This is a genomic window from Streptomyces sp. NPDC093111 (assembly GCF_040683955.1).
In the GTDB taxonomy this organism is placed as follows: Bacteria; Actinomycetota; Actinomycetes; order Streptomycetales; family Streptomycetaceae; genus Streptomyces.
Map to the genome: position 1 here is coordinate 79,194 of NZ_JBFBNW010000006.1, position 15,995 is coordinate 95,188.

At 71.7% G+C, this 15,995-nt stretch carries 19 protein-coding genes; 17 read left to right on the forward strand and 2 right to left on the reverse strand.

The features are described 5' to 3' along the window. The first annotated feature begins 9 nt into the window (after positions 1–9). From AB0Q96_RS11800 to AB0Q96_RS11870, 15 genes are all read left to right on the forward strand, one after another. Positions 10–759, forward strand: coding sequence for a hypothetical protein (locus AB0Q96_RS11800; protein WP_365324204.1), 750 nt, complete (start codon positions 10–12; stop codon positions 757–759). Between the two features lie 182 nt (positions 760–941). Continuing rightward, positions 942–1,256, forward strand: coding sequence for an SH3 domain-containing protein (locus AB0Q96_RS11805; RefSeq protein WP_365324723.1), 315 nt, complete (start codon positions 942–944; stop codon positions 1,254–1,256). Positions 1,257–1,362: 106 nt separating this feature from the next. Then, positions 1,363–1,842, forward strand: coding sequence for a hypothetical protein (locus AB0Q96_RS11810; RefSeq protein WP_365324206.1), 480 nt, complete (start codon positions 1,363–1,365; stop codon positions 1,840–1,842). A gap of 23 nt (positions 1,843–1,865) precedes the next feature. Continuing rightward, entirely contained in the window at positions 1,866–2,285 is a 420-nt protein-coding gene (locus AB0Q96_RS11815) for a hypothetical protein (RefSeq protein ID WP_365324725.1), read from the forward strand. Between the two features lie 10 nt (positions 2,286–2,295). Then, complete coding sequence (locus AB0Q96_RS11820; protein ID WP_365324208.1) at positions 2,296–2,709, forward strand: hypothetical protein; 414 nt, start codon at positions 2,296–2,298, stop codon at positions 2,707–2,709. A 41-nt stretch (positions 2,710–2,750) separates the two neighbouring features. Further along, positions 2,751–3,548, forward strand: coding sequence for a helix-turn-helix domain-containing protein (locus tag AB0Q96_RS11825; protein WP_365324209.1), 798 nt, complete (start codon positions 2,751–2,753; stop codon positions 3,546–3,548). Beyond that, positions 3,545–4,063, forward strand: a complete 519-nt coding sequence (locus AB0Q96_RS11830) for a regulator (RefSeq protein ID WP_365324211.1) — start codon at positions 3,545–3,547, stop codon at positions 4,061–4,063. The genes AB0Q96_RS11825 and AB0Q96_RS11830 overlap by 4 nt, the downstream gene beginning before the upstream one ends. Beyond that, positions 4,060–5,295: an MFS transporter gene (locus AB0Q96_RS11835; protein ID WP_365324213.1), complete on the forward strand. Its 1,236-nt coding sequence runs from the start codon at positions 4,060–4,062 to the stop codon at positions 5,293–5,295. Before AB0Q96_RS11830 ends, AB0Q96_RS11835 begins: the two co-directional genes overlap by 4 nt. A 35-nt stretch (positions 5,296–5,330) precedes the next feature. After that, positions 5,331–5,633, forward strand: a complete 303-nt coding sequence (locus AB0Q96_RS11840; protein ID WP_086832245.1) for a hypothetical protein — start codon at positions 5,331–5,333, stop codon at positions 5,631–5,633. 40 nt (positions 5,634–5,673) lie between these two features. Continuing rightward, positions 5,674–6,903: an ATP-grasp domain-containing protein gene (locus AB0Q96_RS11845; protein ID WP_365324215.1), complete on the forward strand. Its 1,230-nt coding sequence runs from the start codon at positions 5,674–5,676 to the stop codon at positions 6,901–6,903. Next, positions 6,900–7,772, forward strand: a complete 873-nt coding sequence (locus AB0Q96_RS11850; protein WP_365324216.1) for a DUF317 domain-containing protein — start codon at positions 6,900–6,902, stop codon at positions 7,770–7,772. The genes AB0Q96_RS11845 and AB0Q96_RS11850 overlap by 4 nt, the downstream gene beginning before the upstream one ends. A 30-nt stretch (positions 7,773–7,802) precedes the next feature. Next, positions 7,803–8,291 carry a hypothetical protein gene (locus AB0Q96_RS11855; RefSeq protein WP_365324218.1) on the forward strand — a complete coding sequence of 163 codons (489 nt, stop codon included), beginning with the start codon at positions 7,803–7,805 and terminating at the stop codon, positions 8,289–8,291. A 55-nt stretch (positions 8,292–8,346) separates the two neighbouring features. After that, positions 8,347–9,138, forward strand: coding sequence for a DUF317 domain-containing protein (locus AB0Q96_RS11860; protein WP_365324220.1), 792 nt, complete (start codon positions 8,347–8,349; stop codon positions 9,136–9,138). A 35-nt stretch (positions 9,139–9,173) separates the two neighbouring features. Beyond that, the gene (locus AB0Q96_RS11865) at positions 9,174–10,907 is read left to right on the forward strand and encodes a SpaA isopeptide-forming pilin-related protein (RefSeq protein ID WP_365324222.1); all 1,734 of its coding nucleotides are present in this window, start codon (positions 9,174–9,176) and stop codon (positions 10,905–10,907) included. A 49-nt stretch (positions 10,908–10,956) separates the two neighbouring features. Beyond that, positions 10,957–12,024, forward strand: coding sequence for a SpaA isopeptide-forming pilin-related protein (locus AB0Q96_RS11870; protein ID WP_365324224.1), 1,068 nt, complete (start codon positions 10,957–10,959; stop codon positions 12,022–12,024). Positions 12,025–12,152: 128 nt separating this feature from the next. Here the strand turns inward: AB0Q96_RS11870 and AB0Q96_RS11875 are convergent, their stop codons facing one another. Continuing rightward, positions 12,153–13,214 (reverse strand): hypothetical protein, encoded by a 1,062-nt coding sequence (locus AB0Q96_RS11875; protein ID WP_365324226.1) that lies wholly within the window; start codon positions 13,212–13,214, stop codon positions 12,153–12,155. Between the two features lie 373 nt (positions 13,215–13,587). On the opposite strand from AB0Q96_RS11875, the gene AB0Q96_RS11880 reads away from it, so the two are divergent. Next, positions 13,588–14,448 carry an endonuclease/exonuclease/phosphatase family protein gene (locus tag AB0Q96_RS11880; RefSeq protein ID WP_365324228.1) on the forward strand — a complete coding sequence of 287 codons (861 nt, stop codon included), beginning with the start codon at positions 13,588–13,590 and terminating at the stop codon, positions 14,446–14,448. Between the two features lie 94 nt (positions 14,449–14,542). Here AB0Q96_RS11880 and AB0Q96_RS11885 read toward each other — a convergent pair whose 3' ends face one another. Further along, the gene (locus AB0Q96_RS11885; RefSeq protein ID WP_365324230.1) at positions 14,543–15,487 is read right to left on the reverse strand and encodes a hypothetical protein; all 945 of its coding nucleotides are present in this window, start codon (positions 15,485–15,487) and stop codon (positions 14,543–14,545) included. Between the two features lie 155 nt (positions 15,488–15,642). Here AB0Q96_RS11885 and AB0Q96_RS11890 point away from each other — a divergent pair, with 155 nt between their 5' ends. After that, entirely contained in the window at positions 15,643–15,963 is a 321-nt protein-coding gene (locus AB0Q96_RS11890) for a DUF6087 family protein (protein WP_365324232.1), read from the forward strand. The last annotated feature ends 32 nt before the right edge of the window (positions 15,964–15,995 follow it).

Sequence of the window (15,995 nt, forward strand, 5' to 3'; positions counted from 1 at the left end):
GAAAGGCTCTTGTTGTCCTCCACCGAACCGGCGCCCGCCCGGAATTCCATCCCCGTCGTTGATTTCGACCCGGACGACTTCGACGCCGACGAAGAGGTCCTCCTCGACTTCGATCGCCAGGTCGGCATCGGCCGGGACATGCTCACCCCGCTCGCCGAGCACCACTCCACCGACGGCGTGCACAGCTACTACGTGTTGTTCGACGGCTCCGTCACCTGGGGAATCCCCGGTACTTCGCAGTTGATGGCCCTGCACCTGCAACGGGACCGGGAAAAAAGGACGTTCACCTTCGAGGGCGAACAGCTGCCGCTGCCGGCGATGGCGCAGTCTTGGCTCATCCACCGCGGCTGCCCGCCCGACGCCATCGGCCTCAACCCCGAGCTGGGGCCACCGGCGGCGGACGAGGCGACGCGCGCCCTGGAGCGCCGCCTCGCAGGCGACGGCGACCACTACGCCATGGGCTACTCCTACACCCGCGACGACCCGGACGACATGTTCACCGTCGTCGCGCTGCGCGCCCTGGACGAGCGGGCCCCCAGCCCGTTCCGCGTCCTGGTCGAAGACGTCGACACCGACGCATGGACCCACACCCTGCGCGAGGGTGGCTTCGACACCAAGTCCGAGGCCCTGCGCTGGTGTTTCAACCGGCTCGACGGCGAAGCCGACCCTCTCCCGCCGGTCCGCCCGGCAGCTACAACCACACGCCCGGCCGACTTGCCGAAGGGCCCTGCCGCCCGCCCGTCCGGCCGTTCTCACTGAGCGCCACGGCTTTCGAGAGCGGCGAAACATAGCCGACGATCGCCGGTTAGCCAAACCGGCGATTCTCCGGACTCTTATACAGCCGCCGGGACAACTCCCCGCGGCGCCATTCCACGCGATCTCTCTACCTTCACGGAGGTTTCTTCCGCATGCGCTCCAACCGAATTGCACTCTCCGCGGCGATGCTCGGCGCGCTCGCCCTGCCGGTGCTGTCCACCGCCACCGCCAGTGCGGCACCCGCCGCCGCGCCCGCGTCCCTCGCGAGCAGCTGCCACGACCTGCCGCCGCTGCCGTACGAGGTGCACACCGCGGCCGTCACCATCCGGTCCAAGGCCACCACGAGGTCCACCGCCCTCGGCGTGCTCTACCGCAGCCACAAGTTCACCGTGCACAAGAAGAGCGGCAACTGGCTCTACATCACGGACAGGACCACGGGCGTCAAGGGCTGGGTCTCCGGCACGTACGTCTACCGCGACGTCCGCATGTGCCTCGACTGAGAGCCGCACTCGCGCCCTTCCCGTCCCACCGGCTGAGCTACCGGGACGCCCAGGGAACTCCCCACCTTCCCCTCCGGTACTGCCCTTCCGGAAAGGAACCCTTCCCTTGTCTGACGACATACCCGACGTCGGTGAAGACGTCGTGGGCGTGCTCACCGCCCGGATCGAAGCCCATCTCGGAATGGGCATAGACCACTTGAAGGCCGTGGTCACCGACGATCCGGCCGCGAACCCCTACGTCACCGACATCGTCAAGTGGCACGGTCTGCTTCTCGACGCCCAGTCGGTGCTCGATCGTGCGGAGGACGATCTCCTCGCCGCGCTGGCGACCCAGCCCAGTGAGGTCGACGACCCGACGATGGACCGCGCCCACCGCGTGAACGCGGCCGTCACCGTCCGTGACGGCCGGGCCCTGGTCGTGCGGTGGCTCCTCGGCCCGGACACTCCGGGGAAGAAGGGGCTCGTCGCCGAACGCCTCGCCCGCCTCCGTTCCCGAACAGGGCCGGCGGTGCAGACCAGCCCGGCTCGCCGGCCTGCGGGAGTACCCGCGCCGGCGGTGGCCCGAGCGGGAAGGGCTCTCCGGTGAGCGTGCGAATCAAGACCAGCACCATGGACGGCCAGCTGCAGGCGGTCTTTGGCACCCCCGTCGCCGAGCTGCACGAGGCGGCATGCGGTCCCGATGCCTCTCCCGCGCTCGCCCGGGCCATGGAGCTGCGCTCCTTCCTCGCTCTGACCGAGGAACAGGTCGCCCGCGTCCGTGACCGCGTCCACGCGGACATGCGGCCGGATCGCGACATGGGTGAACTGTCGGCGGACCAGCTCCGGTTCGACGCGCAGTGGCTGGAGGCGGCGCTCGAAGCCCGCGACGGGTACCGCACCGCGCTCGGCGAGCTGCTGCGCACCATGCCCACGCTCGACCAGCGTCCCCGGCCCGTCCGCATGACCCAGCTCAGGGCCACTACCACCCTGGCCCCGTCTGCTGCCCCAGCACCTCCGCCTGCCGGGGCGGCCCGGGCCCGCCGACCGTGAAAGCCCCCGCTTGCCTCATCCCACGTCCACTGAGATAGCCGGACGGATCGAGGACCTGTACGGCGCTCCGCTCGCCGACCTCGAAGCCTGTGCCCGAGGCCAGCCGCCCGGGATGCTCGCCGCCCTGCTCGGCATGCACACCGACCTCGCCCGCGCCGAGCGCAGCATCGACTTCCACCGTGATCAGCTCGCCCGGCTCCTGAACCCGGAACGGCAGATCGACCGGCAGGAGGTCTCCCACCTCCTCGACGGAGCCCGCCGGCTCGCCGAAGCCGTCGCCACCCGCGACGCCCAGACCAAGTCGGCCTCCGCAGTTCTGCAGAGCCTGACCCGTACCTCGGCCCCGGCACCCTCACCGCCAGCCTCCGCGCCACCCGTACCGGCTCCGCCCCGCCCGGCCCCAAGCGTGCCCCGAAGCCGCTGACCCGCGGGCGAATCCCTCTTCACTTCCCAGGAGTTCTTCCCTTGGCCATCACCGCTCTGCCTCCCGACACCGACGCGGACATCGCCCGGGTCACCGAGGCCCTCGCCATGATCACTCCGCGCTGGAACGTCAGGATCATGCTGGCGCTCTCCGGTCCGCCGTTGCGCTACAGCGAGCTGGCGGCCCGGGTGCCCTGGCTGCAGAACGGCCAGCTCCACCCCAAGCTCAAGTCGCTGTGCGACGCCGGGCTCGTCGAGCGCACCGAACACACCGCGCGGCACGTCACCTACGGCCATACCGACCGTGGTGCCGCCCTGCTGCCGGTGCTGCCGGTGATCGTCGCCTGGGCCGAGGAGCACCTGGAGAAGCCGGACCGCTCGCTGCCCGCGATCGAGCAGGTCGAGGACAGCCTCATCTTGCTCACCCGGCGGCACGCCGCCGCCCTGCTGTGGGTGCTCAAGCAGCGCGGTGAAGCCAGCGGCCGGGCGCTGGCCAAAATGGTCATGCCTAGCAGCGACTGGACCAACGTCTACCCTCCGCTGCGCCAGCTGGTGGCCGACGGCCTGGTCGACACAGACGGGATCGGCCGGCCCTACCGGCTGTCCGCGGCGGGCGACGGACTGGGGCCCGTTCTCGGATCCCTGTCCGCGTGGTCCGCCGGTCAGCCCCTCAGCAAGGCCGGCCAGCACCCGGTCTGGGGGCATCCCCAGGTCAGGCCCGCGCCGAAGGGTTGGGTCAGCAACCAGTCCCGGCCGACGTGGCGCAACCGCGACCTCTTCTCCCACGCCGCGCCCGCCCGCCCGGTGGCGGCCGTCGCGGCGGGAGGTCCGCGCCGATGACCACCCTGTTCACCTCCGCCGAACTGGATAAGGCCATCGTGCTGCTGGCCTCGCCGCCGCTGGTCCGGCTCATCACCGAGATCGACGACAACGGGGCGATACCGCCGCGACGGCTGGCTGGCATCCTCCACGATCTGTCCCCGCACCACCTGCGCTGTGCTGTCGAGACGGGCCGCGGCCATGGTCTCGTCCGGTCCGTACCCGGCGTCGGCTTGGAACTCACCGAGACCGGTTCGGCCCTGGCCGACCTCTACGACGCGACCGCCCGATGGGCCCGCTGCTACAACTGTCCGGAGCCGGTCAGTGATTTCGGCAGCCGCGTCCGGCACACCTTCGATCTCCTTGCGGCCTCGCTCGCGACCGAGCAGGCCGCGGGCTTCCCTTCCCCGAGTACCGGCTCCTTGTCCGGCTCGGGGCGCGAGAGGGACCTCGATGTTCTCCGCGCCCTGCTGATCCAGTGGCTGACCAGTAATCCGCAGGTCACCGCGCTGCCCGAGCCTGAGCCGGTCGCGTGAGCGCAGCGGTCATGCCCCGGCACGCGCGCCATACCGCCGGGCTGATGGGCGGTATCTACCTGCCGCGTACGGCGGACGCCCTGGCGTTCGCGATGTCCACCTACGGCATCCCGCTCCTGGTCCTGGCCACCACACGCTCCGCCACGCTGACCGGCGCCGCGTTCGCGCTGGAGTGGATACCGAGGCTGGCGGCGTTCGGGTGGGCCGGGTCGGTCGTCGACCGGCGCGGAGCTTCCGTCGTCTTCCACCTCGCCTCGCTGGGGCGGGCGCTGGCTCTCGCCGCCGGCGCGGTCCTTCTCTACCTTCATCCGTCCGGCATCGTGGCGAGCGTGACCGTGATGGCGCTCGCGGCGGCCACTGGCGTGCTCACGGAGTTCAGTTACATCGCGGCCGAGACCGCGGGGGCTGCGGCCGGCCGCCGAGCCGGTGCACGCGCCCACCGGCTCCAGGCCGTTTTGCTCGGGATCGACCAGACCGCGACCCTGGCCGGCCCCGCGCTCGCCGGACTGCTCCTGCTCACCGGCCCGCCGCAGATGCTCGCCGTGATCACCGCGCTCTCGCTGCTCGCCGCGCTGCTCGCCCTGCGCACACCCCCTTCGCCCGTCGCCCCGGCCCGTGCGCCCAAGGGGCAGTCCGGCGCCGGCCTGCTCACCGGATGGCGCACCATCCGCTCCCTGCCCGCGCTTGGCTGGCTCGTGACTGGGCTGACCTTGTCCAACCTGGCCACGGGCCTCCTTCAAGCGGCCGGCCCCGTGATCGTCGTCCAGCACTTCGGGCAGTCGACCACCGCCGTCGGCCTGGTCTGGTCCGCCGCCGCCGGAGCGACGCTTCTGGCCGTTACCATCTGCCGGTTCGCGATCGACCGCCTGGGTCTGTGGCCGGTCGGCGCCGCCTGCGCCGCCCTCGCCTCGCTCGCCTGTCTCGCCGCCGCCCAGGCCCCCGACTACCGCTCCTACCTGATCCTCGTCGCCCTCCTCATGGCGGGCGAAGGCGGCATGACGGTGGTCCTGCGCACCCTGCGCTCCCGCCTTATTCCGCCGGAGAAGTTCGGCAGCACCCTGTCGGTGACCATCCTCATCCTCCTGCTGCCCTTCCCCGTCGCCGGCGTGCTCACCGCGCTCACCCCGCCCGAGGCACTCGGCCACGTCATCACCGCCTGCGCCGCCCTGCAGGCACTCGGGCTGTTCTGCGCCTTCGCCCGCCTGCGCACCGATCCCGCCCTGCACTCCTGACCGCGCCACGCTTTCCCCAGCCTGTGGAGACCCCCATGCCCGCTGTCGCTCTCGGCCCGAACCCTGCGCACGGTCGCACCATCACCGAGCAGTTCCACGCCTTCGACGCACACAACCCGCACGTGTACCGCGCCCTGGAACGCCTGGCCGCGCGCCGCCTCGCAGCCGGCGCCACCCGCGTCGGCGTGAAGGACCTCTTCGAGGACCTGCGCCGCCAGCTCCCGCACGGCGTCGCCGGACTGAACAACAACTTCACCGCCCTCTACGCCCGTCGCCTGGTCGACGACCACCCCCGCTGGGCCAGCGCGTTCGAGCTGCGCCGCCGCCGCGCCGCCTGAGTTCCCCCGTCCTGCCCTCCACCGATACGGAGAACCCTTCTTGTCCGCTCGCCCCCGCCTCCTCGTCGTCTCGCCAGGCGATGAGACGTATCGCGGCTACTGTCTGGAACAGGTCGCCGCCGCCTACGACGTTGTCCTGCTGACCGGTACCGAGCCGTCGTGGGAGAGGCCGTACATCGTCGACCACGCCGTCGCCGACCTCGACAACACCACCGACCTGCTCGCCGCCGGCCGTGCCCTGGCCGAGCGCCACGAACTCGCCGGCGTGGTCACCTGGACGGAGTGGCACCTCGTACCCACCGCCCGCCTCGCCCGCGCGCTCGAACTGCCGACGAACTCCGTCGAGGTGATGCGGGCCTGCCGCAACAAGGCCACCGCCCGCACCCTGTTCGCCCGCCACGGCGTTCCCTCGGCCGCCTCGATGAAGGCACGGTCCCTGGTGGAGGCGGGGCTGGCGACGATGACCATCGGCTACCCCGCCGTACTCAAGCCCGCCGCGTTCGCCGGAAGCATCGGCGTGATCCGCATCGACCGGCCCGAGCAGCTGCCCGACGCCTTCGACTTCGCCTCGGCCGGTGCCGGCCAGAGCCACGAGGACACCGCGGTCCTGGTCGAGGAGTACCTCGACGGCCCGGAGATCTCGGTCGAGTGCGTCACCCACCACGGCGAGACCACCGCCGTCGCCGTCACCCGCAAGAGCCTCGGCCCGGCCCCGTACTTCGAGGAGACCGGCCACACCGTCGACCCCGACGACCCGCTCCTCGTCCAGGTCGCGCCGGTCGCCGCCGCCGCGATCAAGGCCCTGGGCATCACCGACGGCGTCCAGCACGTCGAGATGCGCCTGGTCGACGGCCGCCCCCGCCTGATCGAGGTCAACGCACGCATCGGCGGCGACATGATCGGCCACCTCGTGCGCCTCGCCACCGGCATCGACCTGCCCAAGGCCGCAGCCGACCTCGCCTGCGGCCGTACCCCCGACCTCACCCCGACCCGGCACGAGACCGCAGGCATCCGCATGCTCTACCCGGCCGCCTCCGGCACCCTCACCCAGCGCCACATCAACCAGGAATTCGCCGCCCACACCCCCTGGCTCCGCCAGGTGCAGTGGACCCGCCAGCTCGGCGAGCCGATCCTCCTGCCGCCCCACGGAGACCTGTTCACCGCCCGAGCCGGGTTCTACATCGTCACCGGCCGCGACACCACCGAGGTCAACGAGCGCCTCGACACCGCCGCCCACGAGATCACCGTCACCACCCAGGCGGTCCGATGAGCCCCGCGCCCGACCCGCGCTCCGACATCGACGGCGACGTCTACGTCTCCCCGCGCCATCTCGCCGGCTCCCTCGCGATCGGCGACCCCGCACTCGCCCCGCTTCTCGCCCTCGGCTGGGACCTGGAGCACGACGACCTAGGCAACGTCTACGTCAATTCCCCGGACCGCAAGATCCGCCTCGGCTTCCTCCCCGAAGGCGAGGACGACGGCCTGTGGCGGATCAACGCCTACAAGGACCCGTTCGGCCCGCCCGCGTGGGGCGTGTGCTTCAACGACTCCACCCCGACCGAGTTCGTGACCGCCTTCACCACCGCCCTCGCCGAAGCATACGAACAGGGCCCCGACGCCTACCTCACACGCCCCGTGGCCGACAGCGCGGAGCACAACCCGTTCCACGCCGTCGCCGTGCTCGTCAACCGCGGCTGGCAGCTCGACCGCCCCGAGCCCGACACATTCGCGGTCAAGGCCCCCGACGGGCTCGCCGCACTCCACTTCACCACCGGTCACCTCGCCCCGGAGAGCGAGCTGGCCACGCGCGCTGCCCGCTGGGAGATCTGGGCAGGCACCTCCCTCGACCGGCCCCTCTGGTACGCCACCGCCAGCACCGACACCCCCGTCGCCCTGCTCAAGGCCGTCACCGAGTGCGTCTCTGACCTGACCCCGCTGCTGCGCTGGCGTCAGGACACCCACAGCTATGTCGAGGGCATGGCCCAGCTCACCCCCATCCTCTCGCCAAGCTCGCCGCCTCCGACCCCGCTCGACGTGAAGCGGGCCGTCTCATCCCGCCGCCCGGCCACGCTCCCCGCCGCTAGCGTCCCGCGCTGGAGCACCACCAGCCGCCCGGCCCTGCCCGGTCCGCGCCGCTGACACCAGCTCGACCTCGACCGGAGACGCCTCGTGTCCCTGCATGCCCCCGAGTTCTTCGCCGAACTGTGCCTTCCCTTCCCCGACAGCACCGTCGTGGGCAACACGTACTACGCCACCCCCGTCGCCGGCGCACCGCTGCGGCTGCGGATCGACTTCAGCCGCACCATCCACGCCGACATGTACGGTGGCCTGCGCCTGGCGGTCGTCCACCCGGACCGAGGCGAGATCGACGCGGTGGCGCTCGACTTCGTGGACCACGGCACCTTTCACCGCCGCGACGAGGCTCGCAACACCTTGGTGAACAGCAAGCACTACGGCACGTTCGCCACGTACCGCCGGCCTGGAAAGCCGCCGTGGGAGGGCGCCGTCACCACCGGGTTGCGTGACGCCATCGAGCATTACGCCGCCGTCTGGTTCCCCGGTGTGTGGGACGAGTCCGCGCCGCCGCGCACCCGGGGCCGTACCGCTCACAGGACCCCCGCCCCGGCAGTCGCCCGCAGCGGTGGCCGTGCCCGGTGAGCCGACTCTCTCCATCCCCGTGCCGAGGGCGCTCGGCCTCTCCAGGAGCCACTTCGTGTCGTCCGACCCGTTCCAGAATCTCGACCCCGCCCAGAGTGTGAAGGTCCTTCCGCGCCACCTGGCAGGACCCGGCCCAGCCAGTCCCCGTACCGCCTGGCCCTTCCCCTTCGACAAGGACTGGTCACTGCACCAGCCCGAAGAGGGAACAGCCTTCGCCACCAGCCCCTGCCTGCGGCTGTGGACGCGCCTCGCCCTCGAACCCGACAAGCCCTGCAAGGGAACGTGGACCATCGCCGCCAACCGTGTCCCGTTCGGCCCGGTGGCCTGGCAGATCACCCTCGACGCCACCACACCGGTCGAGCTGCTGCACGATCTCCACACCGAACTGCTCGACCTCTACCTGGAAGACCGGCACAGCGACCGCGACTGGCTGTACGAGGACGAGGCTGCGCCGTACGAGGCGTACGCGCCGCTGTTCGCCCGCGGCTGGAGCCACAGCGTCAAGACGGACGGCACCCAGACCTTCCTGGCATCGGACGGGCTCGGGGGCGTACTGCACCGCTACGCCACCACGGGATCTGACGGTCCGACCTGGCGGGCCTGGGGCGGATACCCGAGCGAACCTCACTGGCAGGCGCGCTTCTCATTCGGTACGCCCACCACGCTCGTCGCGGCCTTCACCGCCTCGCTGATCTCCACCGAGCCGGTCCACCGCACCGCCCAGGACGTCCCCTTCCACACCCGCCGTCACCTCTACGTTGCCGCACCAGCGCCAGCCAATCAGACGACGGGCCCTCTGCCCGTCGCCCCGCCTCCCAAGGGCGTCGGCCTCGGCCGATCTCTCTGAATCCTCCCTCTCACTCGCACCAAGGAGTCTTTCTCGTGCATGCCCGTACCGTTCGCGGTGCCCTCCGAACCCTGGCCGTGGCCACCGCCGCCGGCGTGGCCGGCACCCTGGCCTGGAGTCCCGCCCAGGCAGCCCCCGCTCCCATCTCCCTGGGCCCCGGCTACACGATCCCCGACTCCGAAGGCAACGCCGACGCCTCGCACATCGGCGCCTATGGCCCGCCCGGCCCGGCCGTCCACGGAGATGCCGAGACCTACTGCGCCGACCCTGAGCGCAAGGGCCCGGCCGACGCCGACGGCTACGGCGCCCCGCGGCCGGTGACCGCCTGGACGTCGTCGGTGACCGGCAAGACCGTGCCGAAGGAGCGTCTCGCCCAGGCGGCGTACGTGATCGGGCGGTACGGGCAGACCCGCGACAACGCGCAGGCGGCAGCCGTCGATGCGGTCGTGTACGAGTACCTGGCCGGCGGCACGTACGCCCTCGACGGCACCCGCGGCAAGCAGCGCCTCGCCTACCCCGTCGTATCCCCGACCGCCCGCACCCTCGCCCAGGGCTACATCACCGAGGCCAAGCGGCTCGCCGGCCCCTACACCCTCACGATCACCCCCTCGGTGAAGACCACCACCGCCGGGACGAAGGTCACCATCGCCGTAAAGATCACCACGAGCGCGGGCGCCCCCGTGCCCAAGGTGACCGTCGCGCTGGCCGAGTCCGGCTCCGGCACCGCCACAGGGAAGGTCACCACGAGCGCGAGCGGCACCGCCCAGTGGGAGTTCACCGCGAAGACCGCGGGCACCGCCAGAGTCACCGCGAAGACCGACGGCCTGCCCGCCACCGACCTGCAGGTCCTCACTCCGAAGAACCCCGCCGCTCAGCGCATGCTCCTCGTCGGCGGCACCACGAGCGCGGAGGACTCTGCCACCGTCACCGTGGACGAGGCGACCGGCGGCGTAACCATCCGGAAGAAGGACCCCGAGGGCAGCCGCCTGGCCGGCGCCGCCTTCGAGCTCCTGGACAAGGACCGGAAGAAGGTCGCCGAGGGCAAGACCGACGCACAGGGCGTCCTCGCCTTCGACCAGCTCCGGGCCGGCACCTACCGCCTGCGCGAGACCTCCTCCGGCAGCCCTATCCACGACCTCGTGCCCGAGCAGACCATCACCATCACCGCCGGACGCACCGCCCAGGCCAACCCGATCGACCTCACCGATCCGTTCAAGGAGGCCGATCTGTCGGTGAAGAAGATCGACAAGAACACCGGCCGGGCGCTCGCGGGCGCGGTCATCGCCATCCGGGCCGACGAGAAAGACAAGACCGGTAAGCACATCCCCGGCAAGGTCGTCACCACGCTGACCACCGGCACGAACGGTACCGCCGAGACCGACCTCGACGTCACCCTCAAGGCCGGCACCCGCTACTGGGCCGCTGAGACCAAGGCCCCCGACGGCTACCAGCTCGACACCACGCCCGTCGCGTTCACCGCGAAGCCCGGCGCCGACGTTACGGTCACCCTCGCCGACCAGCCCGTCCCGACCACCCCGCCGCCGACCCCGAGCACCCCGCCCCCGGCCCCGCCGACCCCGCCGCCGGCCCAGCCCACGACGCCCCCGGCCCCGCCGAGCACGCCCCCGGCACCGCCGTCCGGCTCCCTCGCCCACACCGGCGCGGACACCACACCGTGGCTGATCGCCGGCGCGACCGCTCTGCTCGCCAGCGGCTTGGGCCTTTACCTGTTCAGCCGCCGCCGGCGCACGAGCGACACGGCCAGCTGATCGTCGAGCGCACCCTCCCCGTACCGACCGCCCGCCCGGAGTTCCCGCCATGAAGCACCACCAGATCCTGCCCGCGCTCGCCCTGACCACCGCAGCCGTGCTCGCCACGCCCGCTGCCGCCGTCGCCGCCCCGTCCCCCGAACCGACTCCCTCAGCGACGGCCGCCCGCGCCGAGACACCGACCCCCGAGGCGGGCAGCGTCGAGATCACCAAGAAAGACCCCGCCGGGGACGTGCTCTCCGGCGCTGCGTTCCTGCTGCTCGACCCCGCCGGCCAGGAGGTCGGGGGCGGCAAGACGGACGGCCAGGGGAAGCTCACCTTCCCCGACCTCGCGCCGGGCGTCTACCGGCTCAAGGAGACGGCCTCCGGCAGCCCGCTCCACGACGTCGTGGCCGACCAGGACGTCATCGTCACGCCGGGCGCGACCACCCGGCTGACGATCACCGACCCGTTCAAGGCCGCCAAGGTCCTCCTGCAGGCCAAGGACGACAAGACTGGGAAGCTCCTGCCCGGCGCGACCGTGAACATCGGCACCAGCGACTCGACGCTCCTGACCCTCACCACCGGCGCCGGGGGCACGGCTTCCGGGGAGCTGCCGGTGTCGGCCCGGACGACGGAGTTCTGGGTCAAGCAGATCAAGGCCCCCGCCGGCTACGACCTCTACAAGCCGTCGAAGACGTTCACCGCCGGCCCCGGCGCCCCGGTGACCGTGACCGTCACCAACGCCAAGACTGCGACCGATCCGAAGCCCACGCCCTCGGACAAGCCGACGCACCGGCCCACCGGCACCCCGTCCACGCCTACGACCAAGCCGAGCAGCAACCCGACCGGCGCTCCGAAGCCCATGTCGACGGACTCCAGCACGTCGGGCACCGGCTCCTCACCCACTGCGGCCACGGTCGCGCCCGCCACCTCGTCGTCCACCGCAACCGCAGCCCCGAACGGCGACTCCACGTCGGCCACCCCGACAGGTTCCCTCGCCCACACGGGCGCGGACACCACCTCGTGGATCGCCGGAGGTGCCGGCCTCCTCGTCGTCGCCGGCGCCGTCGCTCTGGTCGTCACCCGCCGTCGTGTGGTGGCCGAGCCGGAGCCGGACGACACCAGCGAGATCTAGCCGGAGATCACCCCCAACAGCAGGCCCCTGGAACGTCATTCCAGGGGCCTGCTCTCGTCTGCTGCCGTGTCACGCTGGCTCCACCGCGTGCCGCCGTACGCAGCGCCACGTGCTGCCCGGTTCCGTCCTTATGCCGGTACGGGTGCCTTCGCGGCGGGGGATCCACTGCGCTCGAGCCAGCGGTCGACCCAGGCTGGTACGGAGAGGGCAAGCTGCTGCTGGGCAGCGAAGGTCGCCGGGCGGTACTCCTGGATCCGCTTCAGGCGGTCGCCGCGGCGCTGGATGGCGCGAACCTCCAGCACTCCGCGCCGCTCGGCCAGGCCGGCGGCGGCGGTGGTGCACTGGTCGCTGTAGCCGGGCGGCAGATGGCAGGAGCAGTGTTCGTCCACGGAGGCGAGGGGCAAGCCCCAGCCGGGCGCCGCGAGTAGTGCCATCAGCCGCCGGTGGCCGGTGGCACCGGAACCTTCCGCGAACGTGGGGTCGATGATCCAGCGTTCGCCGCCGTCGCGTTCGTGGTGGCCGAGCCAGCCGGTCACGGCCAGCGGCGCACCCAGGGTGCGGATCAGGCCGACACGGCGCAGTAGCCCGCTGGTCAGCCAGGCCGACGCCGCGGTGCCCCGGCGGCCCGACCGCCGGTAGGGACGCTCGGCCGGGTGCCACCGGGCGGTCTGGTCGCGGTGGCAGAGCGTCATGCCGTAGGCGCCCAGCCGCCGGTCCTGGACGTCGACCGCGCGCAGCCACTCGTCTGGGTCCAGACCGAGCAGCGTGACGGAGGCGGACGTGTCCGGCACGCGCAACACCACCTGACCGTCCTCGATGTGGGTACGGGCCCCCGGAACTCCCTTGACGTCGCCGTACTCGTCGGCGCGCGGCAGTAGCGCCTCGGCCAGGTCCAGGGCCTGGGACTCCCCCGGGTCGCGTCGCTCGGCCAGGTCGGCCTCGAATCGGATCAGGAGGCGGTCGGAGCGCGGGTCGACGCATTCGATGCCCCATGGGTGCACAGTCGCGATTCGGCGCCAGGCCAGTGCGGCCATCACCCGGGCCTCCAGCAGCATCTGGTCGGCGTCCGGCTGCGGGATCAGCAAGGAGCCGGGCGTGGCGGCCTCGACCCGGCGCCGGGCGGACTGCCAGGACATCCCGGTGTACAGGCGCAGCACTTCGGCGCGACGTTCGACGGCGGTTGCCTTCATAACTCGAAGCTCCTCAACACCGCGGAGCCGTCCCGACACAGCACGCGCGGCGGAGAGCCACGAGGAACATGCGGACCACGCAGCGGTGCCGGCCGAGTTGGCTTCTCCACGGCGTGCTCGATGTCGGGTCGAGCACAGGGCAGGGACCCCGCCGGGCCCACGACTCCGAATCCGATCACACCGACCGGGAGCGGGCTCTGACCCCTGTGGCGACGCGCCGAGGTGTCACCCGAACGTTCGCAATCGGACCTAGATCGAATCATCGGACTTGTCCCGACAACAGCCTGGCATGGATCGAGCCTGAGACGCGTACTGCCTGGGCGCGCTGGGTAGGGTCGCGCCGCGTTCTTGCTGCTGGTGATCAGGGGGGCTGATGGAACTGCGGGCTGTCGTTCAGAACTTGTGGCTCGGAGGGCTGCGTAACGGCAACGGTGATCCGGAGGACCGGTGGCCGGCTCTGGCCGAGCGGATCCTGAGCATCGGGCGTCCGGACCTGGTTTTCCTGCAGGAGGCCCTGGGCTGGGGGGAGTTCGGGCACCGGCAGCTCGCTCGGGCCGCGTACGACCTGGACATGGACCCGCTGCCGCTCCCGCCGTCCAGCTCGGGCATCGTGCCGACGCTCCTCTACCGCCGCGAGACGCTCGGCCGCTGGACCCACTGGAACACCGACTTCGCCGACCAGACCCTGCACGGCTTCGGAGTCGCCGTCTTCGACGTGGGCCTCCCCGCTCCGCTCACCGTCATCAGCGCTCACCTGGACCCGTTCGTCCCGGACCGGGCCCGGCACGAGGCCAAGCTGCTGGCGACCCGGGCCCTGCGGTACGGGCCGTACGGGATCGTCGCCGGCGACATCAACTACCCGCCCGCGGACCCGAAGCACCCGGCGCCGGACTACGCCGAGATGCGCCCGTACAACAGGTCCGCCCGTACGAGGCTCCCGTCCGAGTCCGGCGGCCGGATCACGCCGGAACGCCGGGTTGCCGAGACGCTGTCGTACACCGGGTTCGTCGACGCGGCCTGGGAGCTGTACGAGCGGACCAGCGACGAATCGCTGCTCCGCCGCACGTGCGCCGAGGAACGCATCGACCAGCTGTGGGCGTCGGCGCCGTTGCGCGACGCGATCACCGACTACCAGCTGCTGGACTCCCCAGCCGGAGCTTCTGACCATCACGGCCTCGCGGTGGTGCTCGACCTCACCCGCGCCGCGACCAACAACGTCTGGGAGTACCGCTGACACCGGACGCCCCGCCGACCAGGCCCTGTCGACCGGCCCTCATGCCGAGCAATTCGCTGGTACCGCTGCCGTACGCCGACAGCTTCGATTGTGGTCAGCGACGGTCGTCGATCAGACCGTGAATCTGCTCCAAGACGTCGTCCCGCCCGACGACCGGGTGCCTCGCGGCCCGCAGGAACGCGTTGTCCTGCTGCGGGTCACTGTGGCGGGGCAGGTCGGTCGAGACGATCAGCAGCTCCTTGAGCGCGCGCTTCCCCTGTACGGAGGGCCGGTCGCCCGTCGCCCGGGCCACCGCCATCCGCACCCGCGCAGCGTCCAGAGACCAGTGCCCGGAGATATGCCCCTGACCGCACTCCGTGGACACGTCAGGGCCGTCGACCCGCACCGTGCGTGCGTCGTGGTTCCGAGGACAGCGCAGCGGCATGATGCTGCCCGCGGTTACGAGCTGGATCCGGTCCGACTCGATGACGAGGGGGCCGGACTCGACCTCCGGCGCGACCGCCCCCTCGCCGGGCGGGACCGACGTGTCGGCGAAGAACTGGGCAAGGCGCCCGGCCGCGCCCCGCATGGGCGACGGGCCGGGAGCGGGGGGCTCGATGTCGTCGGCCAGTGCGCTCGCCCCGAGCCGGCCCGCGTACTGGTTCCGGGCGGTGTTGAAGAGATCCCACAGCGGCGTGCCCCGCCCGGCAGCGCGGTCGTAGCCCTGCCCGGTCTCGGACAGCGCCTGGTCGATCTCGTCGATGATGCGCGGTTCTCGGTCTGTTGGACCGTCCAGTGCCTCGCGCAGTTCGGTGACGGGCACGTCCTTGGGGGCGCGGTCGCAGGTGTACGTGCGGGCGAACAGGAGCAGGGACAGCGTGGCCAGGTCGACGGCGGCCCGGCCACCGGCTCCCCACGGAAGATCCACGAGGTGGCGGGCTGCCTCGTGGACCGCAGCAGCCCAGGGGGGCGGCGCAGAGGAGGGGAGCAGCAGGCTCATCTCCATGTCGAGGGCGTACGCGCTCGGGTCGACGGCCTTCCTGGCCGGAGTCTCAGACATGCCCCCATCCTGCCCGGCAACTGCTAGGGGCGGGGCGTGAGCCGAAAACCGGCTGTCGACAATCCATTTGTCGCTCCCGCCCTGCCCACCTCGCTCATTCATCCCCGCGGGTGACCAGGTGGCGGACCGGCCAGCATCTCGGCCACCATGCCCACATGCAGGACGACGAACCGCTGGAGGAGTGGGCGCGCCGACGCGCCGAGCGGCAGGCCGACTCGAGGGGCAAGCTGCGCGCCGTGCCCCTCGGAGACGGCCCGCACCGCGGAGCCCACGTCGAGCCCGACGCGCCGAGAGCGATCGAGGAGTGGACCGGCACGGAGTGGAAGGTGGTCGGCATCGTCGAGAACCTGGCCGCCGCGAAGGCCGTGCTGTACCCGCCGCCGCCCGTCCAGGAGAAGCCTGCCGAGTGGGATCGGCCCGCGATGGGCAAGGGGCGGGGTAGGCACAGGAAGCCGCCCGCAGCAGAGCGGAACTAGCCGACCGGGCATCGGAACGCGCCCCGAGGGGC